The organism is Nonomuraea sp. KM90 (assembly GCF_052246675.1).
Classification (GTDB): Bacteria; Actinomycetota; Actinomycetes; order Streptosporangiales; family Streptosporangiaceae; genus Nonomuraea.
Genome location: NZ_JBQQCB010000003.1, coordinates 46,577 through 63,308 on the forward strand (window position 1 = coordinate 46,577; position 16,732 = coordinate 63,308).

The following is a 16,732-nucleotide window of genomic DNA, read 5'->3' on the forward strand; positions in this document are numbered from 1 at the left end:
CAAGCCTAGGAGAACCCCCTGGGCAGAACGGTGACGGGGCAGGCGGAGGCGCGCAGCACCTTCATGGCCAGCTCGCCGAGGAACACCCGGTGCGGCTGCGCGTCCTCGCTGGCCGCGCAGACCAGCAGCTCGCCCTCCAGCCACTCGACGTCCCGCAGCGCGGCCGCCACGTCGTGCCCCTCGGCCACCTCCGACTCCGCCTCGATCCCGGTCGTCTCCCACGCCAATCGCACGGCCAGCGCGAGGTCGTCGCGGAGCTTGCCCTGGTCCTCCGTGCGCAGGTCGAGCGTGATCAGCCGGAGCGGCACGCCGAGCCGCAGCGCCGCCTGGGCCACCTGCCCGACGGCCGCGTCGCACTGCGGCCGGTGCACGTAGGCCAGCGTGAGGCGGGTGGGCTCGGTGGGCGGGAGGTAACCGGCGGGCGCCAGCATGACCGCCTCCGACGACAGGTGCAGCAGGTGGTCGGAGGTGGCGCCGATCGCGATGCGGCCGGGTGCCCCGCCGGAGGCGGAGCCGACCACGATCAGGTCCGCCCTGATCCGGCTGGCCACCACCGACAGCCCGCGCCCGGACCCCCTGCTCTCGTACGTGATGTATTCGGCGGGGACCGGCCCCAGCTCCTCGGCCGCGTGCGCCAGGTTGGCCTGCGCCTCGACCGCCAGCCCGGGGCTGCCCGGCGGGTAGATCGTGGCGATGGTGAGCTCGCCGCCGGTCACGCGCGTGATCGCGGAGCCGAGGGCGAGAGCGTCGCTCCCGCCCGCGTCATTCGTGTAGCCGACGATCACGTGCGCTCCGATCACGACACCCCTCTTACCCGCTCTGAACAGGGAATACGCGGCTTTATGGGGAGCGTTGTCAATATACGGAGGCGCAAAGAACGTGAAGATCACCCTTGACACCCGGTTCAACGGGTCCCTCGGCCCCGTCACGCTCCGTGAAGCGGTTCAGCAGCTCAAAGAGCGTGACCTGGCCTGCACGGTGGCGCTCGACACCGTGGAGAGGAAGGCCACCGTCTTCTCCGACTGCGTGGAGCGCGGGTTCACGCCGCTCCGCAGCGAGATCATGGCCGCTTACTACGTCGCCGAGCGCGACGCCACCACCGAGGCGTTCGACCGGGGGCTGATCACCCGCGGCGAGCTGGAGACCAAGCACGCCGCCCTGGCCCGCCGGCTCCTGTCCTGAGGATCTTTCCACCTTTTGGTGGAGGCGTTTGACGGGTTGAGTTCGTAAGGTCGTGTCCATTGCCTATTCACGGATTGGACACGTGTTGTACCAGGACATCGTCGACTTCTCTCTCACCACGCCCGCATGGCTCCACACGCTCGCCGAGGTCGGCACGGACGCGGGGTTATTCGTGTTCGCGGCCCTCTTCGTGGTGGCGGCGCTGCGGGCGTGGCGGGGGCCGGCGCGTGACCTGGCGCTCGTGATCGCGGGACCGGCCGGGATCGTGGCCGCGTACGTGGTGAGCGAGGTCGTCAAGCTCCTCGTCCGGGAGGACCGGCCGTGCCGGGGCGGGATCACGACGATCGCCGTGTGCCCGCCCTCGGACGACTGGTCGTTCCCCAGCAACCACTCCGTGATCGCGGCGGGCGCGGCGGCCACGCTCGTGCTGGCCTGGCGGGCCCTGGCGTGGGCGGTGTTCCCGCTGGCCGCGGTCATGGCGTTCTCGCGGGTGTTCGTCGGCGTGCACTATCCGCACGACGTGGCCGCGGGGTTCCTGCTGGGGCTGGCGCTCGCGCCGCTGTTCGCGCTGCTGCTGGTCGGGGCCGTCACCCCCGCGGTACGCCTCATGCGAACCCGTCTGTCGCCGCGATGAGCCGGTCGAGGACGCCCGGCTCGGAGTAGGCGTGCCCGGCGGCGTCGACCACGTGGAGCTCGGCCTCCGGCCACGCCCTGTGCAGGTCCCAGGCCGTGGCCATGGGCGTGCACACGTCGTAGCGGCCCTGCACGATCACGGCCGGGATGTGCCGGATCTTGCCGACGTCCCTGATGAGCTGGCCGGGCTCGAACCAGCCGCTGTGGGTGAAGTAGTGGTTCTCGATCCGGGCGAAGGCGACGGCCATCTTGTCCTCGCCGAACTCCTCGACCAGCGCGGGGTCGGGCAGCAGCGTGACCGTGCCGCCCTCCCACTGGGCCCACGCCTTGGCCGCCGCCAGCCTGGCGTCCGCGTCCTGCCCCTCCAGCCTCTTCCTGAAGGCCGCGATCAGGTCGCCCCGCTCCTCCTCCGGGATCGGGGCGACGAAGCGCTCCCACAGGTCGGGGAACAGCTCGGAGGTGCCCTCCTGGTAGAACCAGCGCAGCTCCTGGGGTCGCAGGGTGAAGATCCCGCGCAGCACCAGCTCGGTGGTCCGCTCGGGGTGCGTCTGCGCGTACGCCAGCGCCAGCGCGCTGCCCCACGACCCCCCGAACACCTGCCACCTGTCGACGCCGAGGTGCTCGCGCAGCCGCTCCATGTCGGCCACCAGGTGCCACGTCGTGTTGGCGCTCAGGTCGGTGGCCGGGTCGGAGGCGTGCGGCAGGCTCCGGCCGCAGTTGCGCTGGTCGAACAGGACGATCCGGTAGAGCTCGGGGTTCCACTGGCGGCGGTGCTTGGCGCTGCACCCGCCTCCGGGGCCGCCGTGCAGCATGACGGCCGGTTTGCCGTGGGGGTTGCCGCAGACCTCGTAGTAGATCTGGTTGCCGTCGCCGACGTCGAGCAGGCCGGAGTCGTACGGGTCGATGGGCGGGTACAGGGTTCTCATAGGCCCTGATCCTGCCTTACTTTCCGAATTCGTAGCGAGTGAGGAACGAGCGGTCGCCCGTCGCGTACTCGTGGAACGCCTGCCGCACCTCCGCCAGCTCCGGCACCATCGCGCGGACGAGCGTGCCCTCTTTGTACTCCAGCTCGTATCCCGGCGAGACCTGAAGGAAGTGCTGCCCGAAGTTCACCAGCGCCACGAACGGGTTCTGCGGCGACAGGGTGCCCAGCACGTCGTGGACGAGCCCGAGGTCGGGGTCGTTGACGATCATGCCGTCGCCCGTGTGCAGCTGCATGCCCTCGTAGACCCCCAGCGGCGCCACGTTGTGCACCAGGTCGCGCTGGGGGTCGTAGCAGACCAGGCCGTGGGCGCGGGCGATCGTGAAGACCTGGGCGGACATCTCGTCCATCGTGTCCAGGTCCATGGTCACCAGCACGTGTCCCGGATAGAGCGTGATCTCCCCGGGCAGCTCCTTGGCGACGTCGGGCACGTCACCGCCCCCCGGCTCGGTCCGCTTGACCGCCAGGTACGTCGCACGCGCCTGGTCCCTGCTGATCGGCACCGGCTCGTCCCAGACCATCAACTCAACGCTCATCGGTCCATCTTGCCGAACCGGTGCCGCCGGTCGCGTGTCACTGCCTGGGTTTTTCCGAATCCGGCACCAGCTCCACCGTGCAGCTCGCGCACCGGCGAGCCTCGGCGGGAATGTCGGACAGGCATTCGGGGCACTGCTTGGTCGCGGCCGCCTGGTCCCGGTTGAACAGGCTGATGAGCCGGGTCATCGGGGCCACGACCAGCCAGTAGACGACGGCCGCGATGATCAGGAAGGTGATCAGGTGGTTGAGGAAGTCGCCGTACCTGAACACGCTGCCGTTGACCGTGAACGAGTAGTCGGCGAAGTTCGGCTGCCGGCCCCCGGTGATCGCGCCGATCAAGGGGGTGATCAGGTCGCTGACCAGCGCCTGCACGAGGCCGCTGAACGTGGCGCCGACGATCACCGCCACGGCGAGCTCGACGATGTTGCCGCGAAGTAAGAACTGTTTGAAACCGCCCATGACATTCGCATGTAGCCCAGAGCGGCGCTCGCAAACGATGCTGGACGGGTGGGCCGCCTCCGATACCGCGCCGTCGGGGGCGGTCCACCCCTTTTGACCTCGGGCTTTGATCTCGATCTGAGTGATCATCGGTGCAGCGTGGGAAGGAACATGGTGATCAGTGGGGCCCGGGGTTGTCGGGTGGAGCGGGGGAACGGAACATGGGGAGAGACCGCAAGGGAGCCTCGATGATCGAGATCTGGCCGGGAGACCCCTATCCACTCGGGGCTACCTACGACGGTGCGGGGACGAACTTCTCGCTCTACACCGAGGTCGCGGACAAGGTGGAGCTGTGCCTGTTCGACGAGGACAACGTCGAGTCGCGGGTGCCGCTCACCGAGGTGGACGGGTTCATCTGGCACGGCTACCTGCCGGGCATCGGCCCCGGCCAGCGGTACGGCTACCGCGTCCACGGGCCCTACGACCCGTCGCGCGGGCTGCGCTGCAACCCGGCCAAGCTGCTGCTCGACCCGTACGCCATGGCCATCGAGGGCGGCGTGCGGTGGCACGAGGCGGTGTACGGCTACCGCTTCGGCCAGCCGGACACCAGGAACGACCTCGACTCCGCCCCCTACGTGCCGCGCTCGATCGTGATCAACCCGTTCTTCGGGTGGGGCCACGACCGGCCGCCCGCGACGCCGTACCACGACACCGTGATCTACGAGGCCCACGTGCGGGGGCTGACGATCAGCCATCCGAAGATCCCCCGGCACCTGCGCGGCACGTACGCGGCCCTGCACCACCCCGAGATCCTCGACCATCTCACCAAGCTCGGCGTGACGGCGCTGGAGCTGATGCCGGTGCACCAGTTCGTCACCGACCACATCCTGGAGCAGCGCGGGCTGTCCAACTACTGGGGCTACAACTCGATCGGGTTCTTCGCGCCGCACAACCGTTACTCCAGCCAGGGGCAGCGCGGGGGCCAGGTGCTGGAGTTCAAGGCCATGGTCAGGGGGCTGCACGAGGCGGGCATCGAGGTCATCCTGGACGTCGTCTACAACCACACCGCCGAGGGCAACCATCTCGGGCCGACGCTGGGGTTCAGGGGGATCGACAATCCCGACTACTACCGGCTGGTCCAGAACGACAAGCGCTACTACGTCGACACCACCGGCACCGGCAACAGCCTGCTCATGCGCTCGCCGCACGTGCTGCAGATGATCATGGACTCGCTGCGTTACTGGGTCATCGAGATGCACGTGGACGGGTTCCGGTTCGACCTGGCCTCGACGCTGGCGCGGGAGCTGCACGAGGTCGACCGGCTGAGCTCGTTCTTCGACCTGGTGCAGCAGGATCCGGTGCTGTCGCAGGTCAAGCTGATCGCCGAGCCGTGGGACGTGGGCCCCGGCGGCTACCAGGTCGGGAACTTCCCGTCCCGGTGGACCGAGTGGAACGGCCGCTACCGCGACACGATCCGCGACCTGTGGCGGGGGCAGGCGGCCACGCTGCCCGAGTTCGGCTCCAGGTTCACCGGGTCGAGCGACCTCTACCAGGACGACAGCCGCCGCCCCGCCGCCTCGATCAACTTCGTGACCTGCCACGACGGGTTCACCCTGCAGGACCTGGTCTCGTACAACAACAAGCACAACGAGGCCAACAAGGAGGGCAACCGCGACGGCACCGACGACAACCGGTCCTGGAACTGCGGCGAGGAGGGCCCGGCGGGCATCGCCATCGAGTCGCTGCGCGAGCAGCAGAAGCGCAACTTCCTCACCACGCTCTTCCTGTCGCAGGGCGTGCCGATGCTCTCGCACGGCGACGAGCTGGGCCGTACGCAGCGGGGCAACAACAACGGCTACTGCCAGGACAACGACCTGACCTGGGTGGACTGGTCGGACGTCAGGGAGAACTGGCTGCTGCTGGAGTTCACGCAGAGCCTGGCCGAGCTCAGGAAGAAGCATCCCGTTTTCCGGCGAAGGAGGTTCTTCTATGGCAAGCCGGTGCGTGGGTTGAGCGACATCGCGTGGCTCACCCCCTCGGGCGAGGAGATGACCGACGGCGACTGGCACGTGGGATACGCGAAGTCGCTGGCCGTCTTCCTCAACGGCGACGCCATCACCGAGCCCGACCGGCGCGGCCGGCCGATCCGGGACGACTCGTTCCTGCTGCTCTTCAACGCCCACTACGACACGATCAAGTTCACGATCCCCAAGGACTACGGCGAGATGTGGCACACGGAGATCGACACGGCCATGCCGATCAGGCTCGACGCCCGGATGGTCAAGGCGGGAGAGGGGATCGCGGTCCCGGGCCGCAGCGTACGGGTGCTGCGTCGTGTCTAGGCCCATCTCCACCTACCGGGTGCAGCTGACCCCCGACTTCGGCTTCGCCCAGGTGGCGGAGATCGCCGGCTACCTGCGCGACCTCGGCGTGAGCCACGTCTACCTGTCGCCGATCCTGCAGTCCACGCCCGAGTCGCGACACGGCTACGACGTCACCGACCACTCCAGGATCCGGGAGGAGTTCGGCGGCGCCACCGGCTTCAGGGAGATGGCGCAGCAGCTCGCCGCCCACGACCTGGGCATCGTGGTGGACATCGTGCCGAACCACATGAACACGGTGAACGCCCAGTTCTGGTCGGTGCTGAAGGACGGGCCCGACTCGCCGTACGCGCCCTGGTTCGACATCGACTGGGTGGACGGGAAGGTCGCGCTGCCCGTGCTGGGCGACGACACCGAGCCGGTCGTGGACGGCGACGTGCTGCGCTACCACGAGCACGCCTATCCCCATCCCGGGCACTACCGGCTGGTCGACTGGCGCGAGGGGCCCGGCTACCGGCGCTTCTTCGACGTGTCGTCGCTGATCGGGCTGCGGGTGGAGGACCCGTCCGTGCTGTTCGCCACGCACGAGGTGATCTTCTGGCTGCTCGACGAGGGGCTGGTGGACGGGTTGCGCGTCGATCACCCCGACGGGCTGGCCGATCCGCGCGGCTACCTCGATCGGCTGCGCGACCGGGTGGGCGGCGCGTGGACGGTGGTGGAGAAGATCCTCATCGGTCCCGAGCGGCTGCCGGACGACTGGGCGTGCGACGGCACCACCGGTTACGAGGTGCTCAACCGGGTCAACGGCCTCTTCGTCGATCCGGCCGGCAAGGCGCCGCTGGTCAAGATCTTCGCGGACATGACGGGGCAGCCCGCCGAGTACCGGCCCGTGATGGCGCAGGCCAAGCGGGAGGTGCTCGACCTGTTCTTCGGGGCCGAGGTGGACCGGCTGGCCAGGGTGACCTCGTGCGACCCGGCCGCCGTGCGCGAGCTGCTCGCCGCGATGCCGGTCTACCGGGCGTACGTGGTGCCGGGGGAGCCGCCGCCGCCCGAGTCGGCCGAGATCGTCGAGCTGGCCGCCGAGTCCTGCTCACCCGCCGTGCAGCCGCTGGTCCGCGAGGTCCTGTACGGCTCCGCCGAGTCGATCGTGCGGTTCCAGCAGTCGTGCGGGCCGGTCATGGCCAAGGGCGTGGAGGACACGGCGCTCTACCGGTGGTTCCCGCTGGCCTGCCTGAACGAGGTCGGCGGGGAGCCGGACGCGTTCGGGGAGTCGGTTGAGGACTTCCATGACTTCTGCGAGGAGATGTCCCCGTACGCGATGACCACGCTGTCCACGCACGACACCAAGCGGTCGGAGGACGTGCGGGCGCGGTTGTCGGTGTTGTCGGAGATGCCCGGGGAGTGGGCGGCGGCGGTGGCGGAGTGGTCGGCGCAGGTGAGCTTCGACCCCCACCTCGACTACCTGGCCTGGCAGAACCTGATGGCCGCCTGGCCGATCTCGGCCGAGCGGTTCACGGACTACCTGCTCAAGGCCGCGCGGGAGGCCAAGACCGCCATTTCCTGGATAAGTCCGGATCCGTCCTATGAGCGGCGGCTACGCTCCTTCGCCGAGGCCGCCGTACGCCTGCCGATCGGCGGGTTCACCGAGCGCATCGACCCCTTCGCGATGTCCAACTCGCTGGGGGCCAAGCTCGTGCAGCTCATGATGCCGGGGGTGCCGGACGTGTACCAGGGCAACGAGACGACCGACTTCTCCCTGGTCGATCCGGACAACCGGCGGCCCGTGACGTACCCGCGCAAGCCCGAGACGTCCTGGGACTCCGCCAAGCTGCTGGTCACGACCCAGGCGTTGCGGCTGCGGCGCAGGCTGGGGGGCGCGGCCCCGTACCTGCCGATGGAGGCGGAGGGGGAGCGGGCGGAGCACGTGATCGCCTTCGCCCGCGGCGAGCGGCCGCAGGCCGTCGCCGTCGCCACCCGGCTCCCCGTGCGCCTGGCCGCGACGGGATGGGGCGCCACGGCCCTGACGCTCCCCACGGGCACCTGGCGGGACCTGCTCACCGGCGCGCTGTTCACCGGGCGGATCCCGCTGGCGCACCTGCTCGGTCAGTATCCGGTCTCACTCCTGGAGAGACATGATCTTTGAGGTCTGGGCACCGAAGGCCACGGCGGTCGAGGTAGTCGTCCTGGGCGGGCGGCGGGCGATGTCGCCCGGGGCGGGGGGCTGGTGGTCGGCCGAGGTGGCGGAGGCGGGGCACGGCACCCGCTACTCCTTCATGGTGGACGGCGACGGGCCGTACCCCGATCCGCGCACGCGGCGGCAGCCGGAGGGGATCTTCGGGCCGAGCGCGGTGTACGACCACGCCCGCTTCACCTGGTCCGACCACGACTGGAAGGGCCGCGACCTGCGCGGGGCGGTGATCTACGAGCTGCACGTCGGCACGTTCACGGGGGAGGGGACGTTCGCGGCGGCCATCGAGCGGCTGCCGCACCTGGTGGAGCTCTGCGTGGACTTCGTGGAGGTCATGCCGGTGGCGCCGGTGCCGGGCGGGCGTAACTGGGGGTATGACGGGGTCGACCTCTATGCCGTGAACGAGACGTACGGGGGGCCGGACGGGCTCAAGTCGTTCGTGGACGCCTGCCATCGGGCCGGGATCGGGGTCATCCTGGACGTGGTCTACAACCATCTGGGGCCGTCGGGGAACTTCCTCCGGCCGTTCGGCCCATATTTTTCCGGATTTGACGGCAGTTATTGGGGCGAAGCGGTCAATCTGGACGGGCCGGAGTCCGACGAGGTGCGGCGCTACTTCATCGGCAACGCGCTGCAGTGGCTGCGCGACTTCCACATCGACGGGCTGCGGCTGGACGCCGTGCACGCGCTGCACGACAAGCGGGCCAAGCACCTGCTGGCCGAGCTCTCGGAGGAGGTGGACGCGCTGGCCTGCTCCGTCGGCCGGCCGCTGTCCCTGATCGCCGAGTCCGACCTCAACGACCCGAGCATGGTGCGCCCGCTCGACGCCGGCGGCCTGGGCATGACAGCGCAGTGGGACGACGACGTACACCATGCCCTGCACTGCGCGGTCAGCGGCGAGAGCCACGGCTACTACCAGGACTTCGCCCAGCTCTCGGCCCTGGCCAAGGTGCTGACGAGCGGGGTGCTGCACGACGGGACCTACTCGAGCTTCCGGGCCCGCGCGCACGGCCGTCCCTTCGCGGGGGTGCCGGGACACCGGCTGGTGGCCTGCCTGCAGAACCACGACCAGATCGGCAACCGCCCCGCCGGCGACCGGCTGCCGATCCCCGCGCTCAAACTCGGCGCCGGCCTGCTCCTGACCTCGCCGTTCACGCCGATGTTGTTCATGGGGGAGGAGTGGGGGGCGCGCTCGCCGTTCCTGTTCTTCTCCGACCACGTGGAGCCGGCGCTGCGGGACAGCGAGGGGACGCGGAGGGAGCGGGAGTTCGACGGGTTCGGGTACGCGTGGGAGGCGCCGAACCCTTCGGACGAGGAGACGTTCCTGCGCTCGAAGCTGGACTGGAGCGAGGTGAAGGAGGAGGCGCACTGGTCGCTGCTGTGCTGGTACCGCGACCTGATCGCCCTGCGCAAGGCCCTGCCCGAGCTGTCCGACCCGCGCCTGGACCGGGTGCGGGTGGAGGTGGATCCGCTGGGGAAGTGGCTGCTGGTGTGGCGGGGGGAGCTGGCGGTCGCGGTGAACTTCTCACTGGAGTCGGCGACGCTGCCGCTGCCGCCGGGGACGCTGCTGCTGGCTTCGGACGAGCCGGTGGCGGCGGATGGGGAGGGCTTGCACCTGCCCGCCCAGTCCATGGTGATCACCCGCCCCACACCCCCCTGACCACCCCTCCCCACAACGACCCCCAAACCACCCACCACCGACCCCCCACCGTCTCCGGACCCGACACTCACCGTCTCCGGAAACCCACCGTCTCTGGAGCTGACACCCACCGTCTCCGGAAACCCGGCTGCCCCCGAAACCCGACGGCCTCCCTTCTACGGCGTCCCCGGGAAATCGGGCTGCTCCCGAACCGGGCGGGCTCCCTCTCCGCTGTCCCCCGGAATCAGGCCGCCCTGAAACCCAGCCGCCCCGCAAGTGCGAGCCGCCCCGTACGGGCCAGCCGGCCCCTAACGGCCAGCCGCCCCGTACGTGCCGGCCGCCGCTGGAGTGCCGGGGACGCAGTTCCGCACGACGCCCTCGCCTGCGCACCACCGGCCCAGCAGCACGTAAACCTGGCGCCCGCGAGATCCCCCGGCTCGGCCGCTGCCGTGTCCCGCGCCCCGGACCGGGTGGCTCATTGATTGCCGCATGCATCGCCAGGTTTTCCACAGGCGTGTCTTCCGCCGGGAGCGTCATCCACAGAATCCCGCTCCACTCCCCGCCCCCCAGCCGCCGTCGTCCATCCTGAGTGCCTCCAGATCGGACCCGAGCCGGATCGGGCGAGGCCGGCCCATCCGACGCGGATCCAAGCAGACCCAAGTACCCAAGCAGACCCAAGTACCCAAGCAGACCCCAGTACCCAAGCCGAACACGTCCGATCTCGCCCGTTCCGCTTTCCCCTTGCCCCGACCCCTGCCCGAGCTCCATCCACCACTACGATCCCGTCCGCACGGAGGCCACCGAGCCATGAAGATCACCCTCCCTTTGCCCGACGCCATGACCTCCCTCTTCATCGTCGCTACGGATCACGCTCCGTTCGACGTCGAGTCGTTCGTGCCCTGGCGCGTCGGCGGCCCGTACCGAAGAGCCGCGATCAGCGCAGCAGGCAACGGCGCTCTGTCGGTGACCCACCACCCGACCCCGTGGAAACCCATCGAAACCAACCTCACGGACGACGAGAGACGCCGCCTGCGCCGCACAAAGCAACACATCGTGGTGGAGTCCACGGCACCCCCACACAAACTCCTCACCACCGTGCAGGTGGCCCGCGCCTCCGCCAGAGCCCTGGCCCGGGAGTGCGACGGCCTGCTGATCGACCCGCTGACCGGCTCGACCATCCTCACCTGCGGACGATGTGCCGGCGAGCCGACCCACTTCCGCCTCAACGACGACTGGCTGTCCTGGGACGTCCAGGTCCACGACGCCGCGACCTGCCCGCCCTGGGACCCGTCCGACATGGGTGCATGCGACTGCCTGCGCGTCACGTCCCGGGGCCTGCGCCGCTTCGCCCTCCCAGAGATCACCTTGGACGGCGCCGCCTGCGCCCACAACCTGTGCGCCACCAACCTCCTGCGCACGGTGGCCAACCGGCTGCTGACAGACCACCTGACCTACCTCACCACCCACCCGGCCGCCACCCACCGCAACATCGATGACTTCCTCCAGATACACCCCTCCGACCAGCCGGACGGCGGCCTCCCGTTCGGCGTCCAGCTGACGCCGTACGACGCGGACCTGGGCGAGCTGGGCCGCACCGGCAGCATCCGCCGCCTCAAGGTGGGCCCCGCCCCCGGCACCGGCCAGATCACCTGCCTCAAGGTCGGCCCACCATCAGGCTTCACCGGTTCCTTGAACGACTGGCTGTGCGCAACCCAGGCCTCCCACCACGCCACCCTGACCTCGATCGACTGCCGAACCCCAGACCCCTCGCGAATCCTGGCAGCCTGACCAAGCCACCCGACCCAGCGCACACCGCTCCAGCTGCGACACCGCTCCAACTGGGGCACCGCTTCGACCGTGGGGCCGGCTCCGCTCGTAGCGGAGTGCATTCTGCTCCGGTGCAAGGAGTGGGTGTTGTGGCCTTGCGCACCTGGCGCAGGGGCAGGAGGTCCGGCTGTGCACAGCCGGCGCAAGGAACCTGGGTGTCTCGGCCACCCCCACCACAGATCGGGCGCAACCCGTTCAAGACGGTTGGTGGCTCCACGTGAAAGCTGGCCCGAACCCCGAACCCCGAACCCCGAACCCCGAACCCCGAACCCTGTACCTGGACCGGCTGCCTGACCGCTGTGGCGGGGCGGGGCGGGGTCGCGGGGAGCAGAGGGTGAAGGCTCGGGGTGGAGGCCGGAAACGGTCAGGTGGTGGAGTTGAGGGCTTGGGCGGCTTCCAGGGATTCGGTGATGGCTGAAGGGATGTCCAGGACCGGAAAGATGACGTGGCGGATGGTGCGGGAGCGGTCGATCAGCAGGATCAGGCGCTTGAGTTTCATGGCCTGACCGGCTCGGAACGTCGGCAGTCTCAGGGCGGCGGCCAGGTGCAGGTCCATGTCCGAGAGCAGCGGGAACGGGATCGACTCCGCGGTGGCGAAGGCCGCCTGCTCGTCCGGGCGTTGCGTGCTCACGCCGTGGACGGCGACCCCGGCGGCGGTGAACTCGGGGTGGCGGTCGCGGAACAGGCGGTTCTCCAGGGTGCAGCCCATGGCCCCGGGGACCTGGTCCCAGTCAGGAGGGAGGGACGTGGCCAGGCCGGTTGACGGGTAGGCGAACAAGATCGTCGCGTTCTCGGTGTCGGAGACCACGTCGAGCTGAGGGCGGTCGGGGGTGGTCGCTTGCCGCCGTTGGGCGGATGCGGCTGGGGCCTGTTGACGGGCGGAGACGGTGGCGTCCTGTGGGTGGGGGGAAGCGGCTGCGGTGGATCGCCGGGTGTGGGGAGGTGCGTCCCGCTGCTGGGTGGAGGGGGATCCGCCCCGCCGCTGGGCGGCGGGGGATCCGTCCTGCTGGTGGGCAGGGGCGGCTGCCTCCTGTAGGTGGGGTGGGGTGGCGGGGAGGGGGAGGGGGGCGGGGATCCGGGTGTGGAGGAGGGCATGTACGCGGGCCGTCTCCGTGCCCCCCGAGCTGGGGATGCCCGTCAAGGTGCCGTCCCCCAGCAGCCAGCGGTCCGCCCAGTCCTGCATGCTGATCAACGTCGGCGCCAGGGCCCAGCCCGTGTCCGTCAGGACGTATTCGTGGCGCACCGGCCCCACCTGGTACGGCTCCCGCGCCAGGATCCCGTGCTCCACCAGGTGCTTCAGGCGTTCCGTCAGGATCTTCCTGGAGATGCCCAGCTCCCGCAGCAGGTCGTCGAAGCGGCGGTGGCCGCGCGTCACCTCCCGCACGATGAGCAGGCTCCACCAGTCGCCGATGACCGAGGCCGCCTGGGCGATCGAGCACTGGGCGTCCTGTTCGCGTAGCTCCCTGACCATGGGCGGACTTTACCGCATTGTGAGTCTCTGATAGAAACTCAGTCAGTTCCCAAAGGAGACTTATGGTGGTGACATGGGCGACATTACGACGGTCGTGGCTGGTGACGAGGCGGGCCTACCCCTGGACGTACTTCGTCGGCAACCTCCTGCTCGGCGTGTTCACGGTGAGCCTGGCCTACCTCGGGCTGCGGATCCTGGGCCGGGGTGAGGTGTCGGCGGAGTTCCGCGGGAAGTCCGGCACGGCCGACTACCTGGGCTACGTCGCCGTCGGCGCGGCGGCGCTCATGTTCGTCAAGCACTGCATCCTGTGGACCGGCAAGGCCATGATCCAGGAGCAGCGCGAGGGCACCATGGGCGCGCTGATCGTGGCCCCGGCGCGGCGCATGCCGTACCTGCTGGGCCTCTCGCTGTTCTCCTTCAGCGCCGTGGCGCTGGAGGTGGTGGTGCTGCTCGGCTGCGCGGCGCTGTTCGGGGTGCGGCTGGAGCCCACCGGGTGGGGTGACGGCGTGCTGGCCGTGGCGGGGCTGGGGCTGGCCGTGTTCGGGATGTCCGTGGTGCTGAGCAACGTGATGATCGTCGCCGGGGAGGCGCACATCACGCAGAACTCGGTGTTCTACGCGATCGCCCTGCTGTCCGGGTTCACGTTCCCGAGGGAGTACCTCCCCGAGGTGCTCCAGTGGCTCGGCGAGGTGGTGCCGGTGACGGCGGCCATGGACGTCGTACGCGGGGTGTTCACCGTCGGCACCGGTGTCGACGCCGGGCGGCTCGCCACCGCCGTCCTGATCGGCCTCCTCTACACGATCGCCGGATTCCTCGCGATGCCATGGGCGGAGCGCAGGGCCATGGAACGGAGTTACTGATGATCGAAACCGTGAACCTGCGCAAGCAGTTCGGCGCGAAGGTGGCCGTCGACGGGCTGAACCTGACCATCCCGACCGGCCGCGTCACGGGACTGCTCGGGCTGAACGGCGCCGGGAAGACCACCACCATCAAGATCCTCGCCACGCTGCTCAGGCAGACGTCGGGGACCGTGCGGATCGGCGGGCTCGATCCGGTCAGACGGTCGCACGCCGTGCGGAAGAGGATCAACCTGATCGCGGGTGGCGAGCGGATGGTGTACGCCCGGATGACCGGCCGGGAGAACCTCTGGTACTTCGGGCAGCTGTACGACGTTCCCGGAAAGGTGTTGCGGCCCCGCATCGGAGAGCTGCTCGAACTCGTCGGTCTGACCAAGGCGGCCGACACAAGGGTCGAACAGTACTCCCGGGGCATGACCCAGCGCCTGTCGATCGCCCGCGGCCTGGTGAACGACCCCGACTACCTGCTGCTCGACGAGCCCACCCTCGGCCTCGACGCCCCGATCGCCCGCGACCTGCGCAAGGTGGTGGCCGAGCTGGCCGAGCGCGGCAAGGGAGTGCTGCTGACCAGCCACTACCTGGCCGAGGTGGAGCAGCTCTGCGAGCACGTGTACGTGATCGGCGACGGCCGCCACCTCGCCGCCGGCACTCCCGCCGAGCTCATGGCCCTCACCGGCTGCCACCGCACCGTACGCGTCACGGTGACCGGCCTGACGCCGGAGGTCGAGGCCGCCGCGCTGGCGTTCGACCCGGCCGTACGGGTGCGCCCCGGCGGGGTGATCGAGCTCAGCCACCCCGGCGACGTGGCCGGGGCGCTCACCACGACGATCATCGAGGCGGGCGGCACGCTGGGCGGCCTGGAGATCGCCGAGCCGTCGCTGGAGGACGCCATCCTGGCCCTGAGCGACCGCCCGGCCATGGCGGTGGTCGCATGAGGTGGCGGATATTCGGCCGCTGGTCGGAGCGCCGTCACACGGGCGCCGGCCCGATGTGCCCGGCCTGCGCCACGGACCTGCACACCCTGTGCCCCTGCCTGATCGTCCCGTGGCAGGTGACCAGGTGAGGCACGCGGTGAAGATCCTCCGGGCCGAGGCGCTCAAGCAGCACCGGCAGATCTTCGGCAGCAAGCTGGTCATCCTGTCGATGCTGATCTGGCCCCTGCTGCAGCTCGCCGAGACCTACTACATGCTCCAGCCGCTCGCCGCCACCCCCGGCATCGCCGACCGCTGGCCCCTGGCCGCCGATCCGCAGCGCCTGCTGGCCTTCCTGGCCACCGGCGCGCTCGGGTTCACGTTCTTCTTCTCGCTGGTGCAGTCGGCCTGGCACTTCTCCATGGAACGGCAGACGGGGACGCTGGAGCTGCTGTTCCTGTCCCCGGCCAACCGGCTGGTGATGGTGGTCGCGAACGGGTTCGGGGCGCTGGTGCAGAACGTCTGGTTGTTCGCCTGCTTCTCGGCGGCCATGCTCACGCTGCTCGACGTGGTGCACGTGGCCCACCCCGCCATGTACGCGGTCGTCTTCCTGGCCCTGCTCCTGCCCGCCGTCGCCTGGGGCGCGTTCCTCAACAGCCTGCTGATCTTCTCCAGGGACTCGGCGTTCCTCTACACCCTGCTCGACGATCCGATGTGGTTCGCGAGCGGGGTGCGGCTGCCGACGTTCGCGCTGCCGGGGATCGTCCGCGCCTTCGGGTCCGTGCTGCCGCTCACCGGGAGCCTGGCGATCGTGCGCGGCGCGCTGCTCGACGGGCAGGGGGTGGGCGAGCTGGCCGGGGAGCTGGCGGCGCTGGCCCTGCTGTCCGCGGTGCTGCTGCTGGCGGCCGTCGTGGCGCTCCGGACCGGTGAGGCGAAGGCGCAACGCACGGGACAGCTGAGACTGTTCTGACCTGGTTTGATGGGAAAAGTCCATGGTCGTCCTGAACCAAATGAGGTCGTTAGCCCGTCAAAGGGTCGTGATCCCGTTTGAGATGATCGATGAAGATCTGCACACGGCGCGCCTGCGGGCGCGTCGCTGGGAGGAGCTGAACGAGCGCCGCACGGCGATCACCGGCCTGATGCGGGAGGCCCGGCGGGAGCTCGACGCGGCCGGGGTGTGGGATCCGGAGCACGTGGCCATGGAGGAGGCCCGGCTGGGGGCGTACACGATCGTGCTCGCGGCGGTGGAGCGGGAGCTGGCCGAGGTGGGGCCGGCCAAGGAGCTCTACGAGGAACTCCTGGTACGCGAGGAGCGCCGGCTGACCGGCTCGGCCGATCCGCGGGGCGCCGAGCTGCTGGAGATCCGGCGGCTGCTGGCCGAGCTCGACGTGGAGCTGCCGGCCAGGGAGCGTGCGACGGCGGCCGGGCTCGCGATCCTGGACGGCCCAGGGCCCCAGGAGGCGGCGGCCGGAGGCGGCGAAGAGGCGACGGCCGGAGGCCGGGAGGAGGCCGCGGTCGGGTTCGCCCGGGAGGTCCGGGCGCTCGGCATGACCGTGCCGCCGGGAGCCACGGGCGGCGTGGCCGGCGGCGACAGCGGTGGCGAGGTCGCGGAGGTGGTGGAGCGGCTGGAGGAGCGCCGCCGGGAGCTGGGCCGCATGCGGGACAGGCTGTGCGCCCGGCGCGAGGAACTGCTGCTCGGCTGAGAAACCGCAGACGGGAGGGGACGGGGCGGGGCGGTGCCCGAGT

The 16,732-nt window shown here is 70.0% G+C and carries 16 protein-coding genes; 11 read left to right on the forward strand and 5 right to left on the reverse strand.

Annotation, left to right across the window (positions count from 1 at the left end; all coding sequences use genetic code 11):
• Window positions 1–5: 5 nt before the first annotated feature.
• Window positions 6–800, reverse strand: a complete 795-nt coding sequence (locus tag ACTWPW_RS04680; protein WP_375113170.1) for a universal stress protein — start codon at window positions 798–800, stop codon at window positions 6–8.
• 79 nt (window positions 801–879) lie between these two features.
• Between ACTWPW_RS04680 and ACTWPW_RS04685 the strand changes: the two genes are divergently transcribed.
• Complete coding sequence (locus ACTWPW_RS04685; protein WP_375113171.1) at window positions 880–1,182, forward strand: hypothetical protein; 303 nt, start codon at window positions 880–882, stop codon at window positions 1,180–1,182.
• An 82-nt stretch (window positions 1,183–1,264) separates the two neighbouring features.
• Window positions 1,265–1,816, forward strand: coding sequence for a phosphatase PAP2 family protein (locus ACTWPW_RS04690; protein WP_375113172.1), 552 nt, complete (start codon window positions 1,265–1,267; stop codon window positions 1,814–1,816).
• On the opposite strand, the gene pip is transcribed toward ACTWPW_RS04690, so the two are convergent.
• Genes pip through mscL form a run of 3 tightly spaced genes read right to left on the reverse strand, consistent with a single transcriptional unit; the run spans window position 1,788 to window position 3,793 of the window.
• Window positions 1,788–2,741 (reverse strand): prolyl aminopeptidase, encoded by a 954-nt coding sequence (pip, locus tag ACTWPW_RS04695; protein WP_443168042.1) that lies wholly within the window; start codon window positions 2,739–2,741, stop codon window positions 1,788–1,790. The two genes, ACTWPW_RS04690 and pip, sit on opposite strands and share 29 nt — an antisense overlap.
• A 16-nt stretch (window positions 2,742–2,757) precedes the next feature.
• Window positions 2,758–3,333, reverse strand: a complete 576-nt coding sequence (locus tag ACTWPW_RS04700; RefSeq protein ID WP_443168043.1) for a hypothetical protein — start codon at window positions 3,331–3,333, stop codon at window positions 2,758–2,760.
• 37 nt (window positions 3,334–3,370) lie between these two features.
• Window positions 3,371–3,793 carry a large conductance mechanosensitive channel protein MscL gene (mscL, locus tag ACTWPW_RS04705; RefSeq protein ID WP_375113175.1) on the reverse strand — a complete coding sequence of 141 codons (423 nt, stop codon included), beginning with the start codon at window positions 3,791–3,793 and terminating at the stop codon, window positions 3,371–3,373.
• A gap of 227 nt (window positions 3,794–4,020) precedes the next feature.
• Here mscL and glgX point away from each other — a divergent pair, with 227 nt between their 5' ends.
• The 4 genes from glgX (at window position 4,021) to ACTWPW_RS04725 (ending at window position 11,708) form a co-directional block, all read left to right on the forward strand.
• Complete coding sequence (glgX, locus tag ACTWPW_RS04710) at window positions 4,021–6,114, forward strand: glycogen debranching protein GlgX (RefSeq protein WP_364120453.1); 2,094 nt, start codon at window positions 4,021–4,023, stop codon at window positions 6,112–6,114.
• The gene (gene treY, locus ACTWPW_RS04715) at window positions 6,107–8,236 is read left to right on the forward strand and encodes a malto-oligosyltrehalose synthase (RefSeq protein ID WP_375113176.1); all 2,130 of its coding nucleotides are present in this window, start codon (window positions 6,107–6,109) and stop codon (window positions 8,234–8,236) included. Before glgX ends, treY begins: the two co-directional genes overlap by 8 nt.
• Window positions 8,226–9,941, forward strand: coding sequence for a malto-oligosyltrehalose trehalohydrolase (gene treZ / locus ACTWPW_RS04720; RefSeq protein WP_443168044.1), 1,716 nt, complete (start codon window positions 8,226–8,228; stop codon window positions 9,939–9,941). The genes treY and treZ overlap by 11 nt, the downstream gene beginning before the upstream one ends.
• Before the next feature lie 786 nt (window positions 9,942–10,727).
• Window positions 10,728–11,708, forward strand: a complete 981-nt coding sequence (locus ACTWPW_RS04725) for a hypothetical protein (RefSeq protein ID WP_375113178.1) — start codon at window positions 10,728–10,730, stop codon at window positions 11,706–11,708.
• Window positions 11,709–12,111: 403 nt separating this feature from the next.
• Here the strand turns inward: ACTWPW_RS04725 and ACTWPW_RS04730 are convergent, their stop codons facing one another.
• Window positions 12,112–13,218 (reverse strand): winged helix-turn-helix transcriptional regulator, encoded by a 1,107-nt coding sequence (locus ACTWPW_RS04730; RefSeq protein ID WP_443168045.1) that lies wholly within the window; start codon window positions 13,216–13,218, stop codon window positions 12,112–12,114.
• Between the two features lie 62 nt (window positions 13,219–13,280).
• Here ACTWPW_RS04730 and ACTWPW_RS04735 point away from each other — a divergent pair, with 62 nt between their 5' ends.
• From ACTWPW_RS04735 to ACTWPW_RS04755, 5 genes are all read left to right on the forward strand, one after another.
• Complete coding sequence (locus tag ACTWPW_RS04735) at window positions 13,281–14,078, forward strand: ABC transporter permease (RefSeq protein ID WP_375114873.1); 798 nt, start codon at window positions 13,281–13,283, stop codon at window positions 14,076–14,078.
• Complete coding sequence (locus ACTWPW_RS04740; protein WP_375114874.1) at window positions 14,078–15,010, forward strand: ABC transporter ATP-binding protein; 933 nt, start codon at window positions 14,078–14,080, stop codon at window positions 15,008–15,010. The genes ACTWPW_RS04735 and ACTWPW_RS04740 overlap by 1 nt, the downstream gene beginning before the upstream one ends.
• Window positions 15,007–15,138 (forward strand): hypothetical protein, encoded by a 132-nt coding sequence (locus tag ACTWPW_RS04745; RefSeq protein WP_443168046.1) that lies wholly within the window; start codon window positions 15,007–15,009, stop codon window positions 15,136–15,138. The genes ACTWPW_RS04740 and ACTWPW_RS04745 overlap by 4 nt, the downstream gene beginning before the upstream one ends.
• Entirely contained in the window at window positions 15,135–15,956 is an 822-nt protein-coding gene (locus ACTWPW_RS04750; RefSeq protein ID WP_443168047.1) for an ABC transporter permease, read from the forward strand. The genes ACTWPW_RS04745 and ACTWPW_RS04750 overlap by 4 nt, the downstream gene beginning before the upstream one ends.
• Before the next feature lie 82 nt (window positions 15,957–16,038).
• Complete coding sequence (locus ACTWPW_RS04755) at window positions 16,039–16,689, forward strand: hypothetical protein (RefSeq protein ID WP_375114876.1); 651 nt, start codon at window positions 16,039–16,041, stop codon at window positions 16,687–16,689.
• Window positions 16,690–16,732: the final 43 nt, after the last annotated feature.

Bases quoted from the DNA above. Each gene is read 5' to 3' on its own strand.
- pip (WP_443168042.1), bottom strand. From the start codon at position 2,741: ATGAGAACCCTGTACCCGCCCATCGACCCGTACGACTCCGGCCTGCTC.
- ACTWPW_RS04700 (WP_443168043.1), bottom strand. From the start codon at position 3,333: ATGAGCGTTGAGTTGATGGTCTGGGACGAGCCGGTGCCGATCAGCAGG.
- mscL (WP_375113175.1), bottom strand. From the start codon at position 3,793: ATGGGCGGTTTCAAACAGTTCTTACTTCGCGGCAACATCGTCGAGCTC.
- glgX (WP_364120453.1), top strand. From the start codon at position 4,021: ATGATCGAGATCTGGCCGGGAGACCCCTATCCACTCGGGGCTACCTAC.
- treZ (WP_443168044.1), top strand. From the start codon at position 8,226: ATGATCTTTGAGGTCTGGGCACCGAAGGCCACGGCGGTCGAGGTAGTC.
- ACTWPW_RS04725 (WP_375113178.1), top strand. From the start codon at position 10,728: ATGAAGATCACCCTCCCTTTGCCCGACGCCATGACCTCCCTCTTCATC.
- ACTWPW_RS04730 (WP_443168045.1), bottom strand. From the start codon at position 13,218: ATGGTCAGGGAGCTACGCGAACAGGACGCCCAGTGCTCGATCGCCCAG.
- ACTWPW_RS04735 (WP_375114873.1), top strand. From the start codon at position 13,281: ATGGTGGTGACATGGGCGACATTACGACGGTCGTGGCTGGTGACGAGG.
- ACTWPW_RS04740 (WP_375114874.1), top strand. From the start codon at position 14,078: ATGATCGAAACCGTGAACCTGCGCAAGCAGTTCGGCGCGAAGGTGGCC.
- ACTWPW_RS04745 (WP_443168046.1), top strand. From the start codon at position 15,007: ATGAGGTGGCGGATATTCGGCCGCTGGTCGGAGCGCCGTCACACGGGC.
- ACTWPW_RS04755 (WP_375114876.1), top strand. From the start codon at position 16,039: ATGATCGATGAAGATCTGCACACGGCGCGCCTGCGGGCGCGTCGCTGG.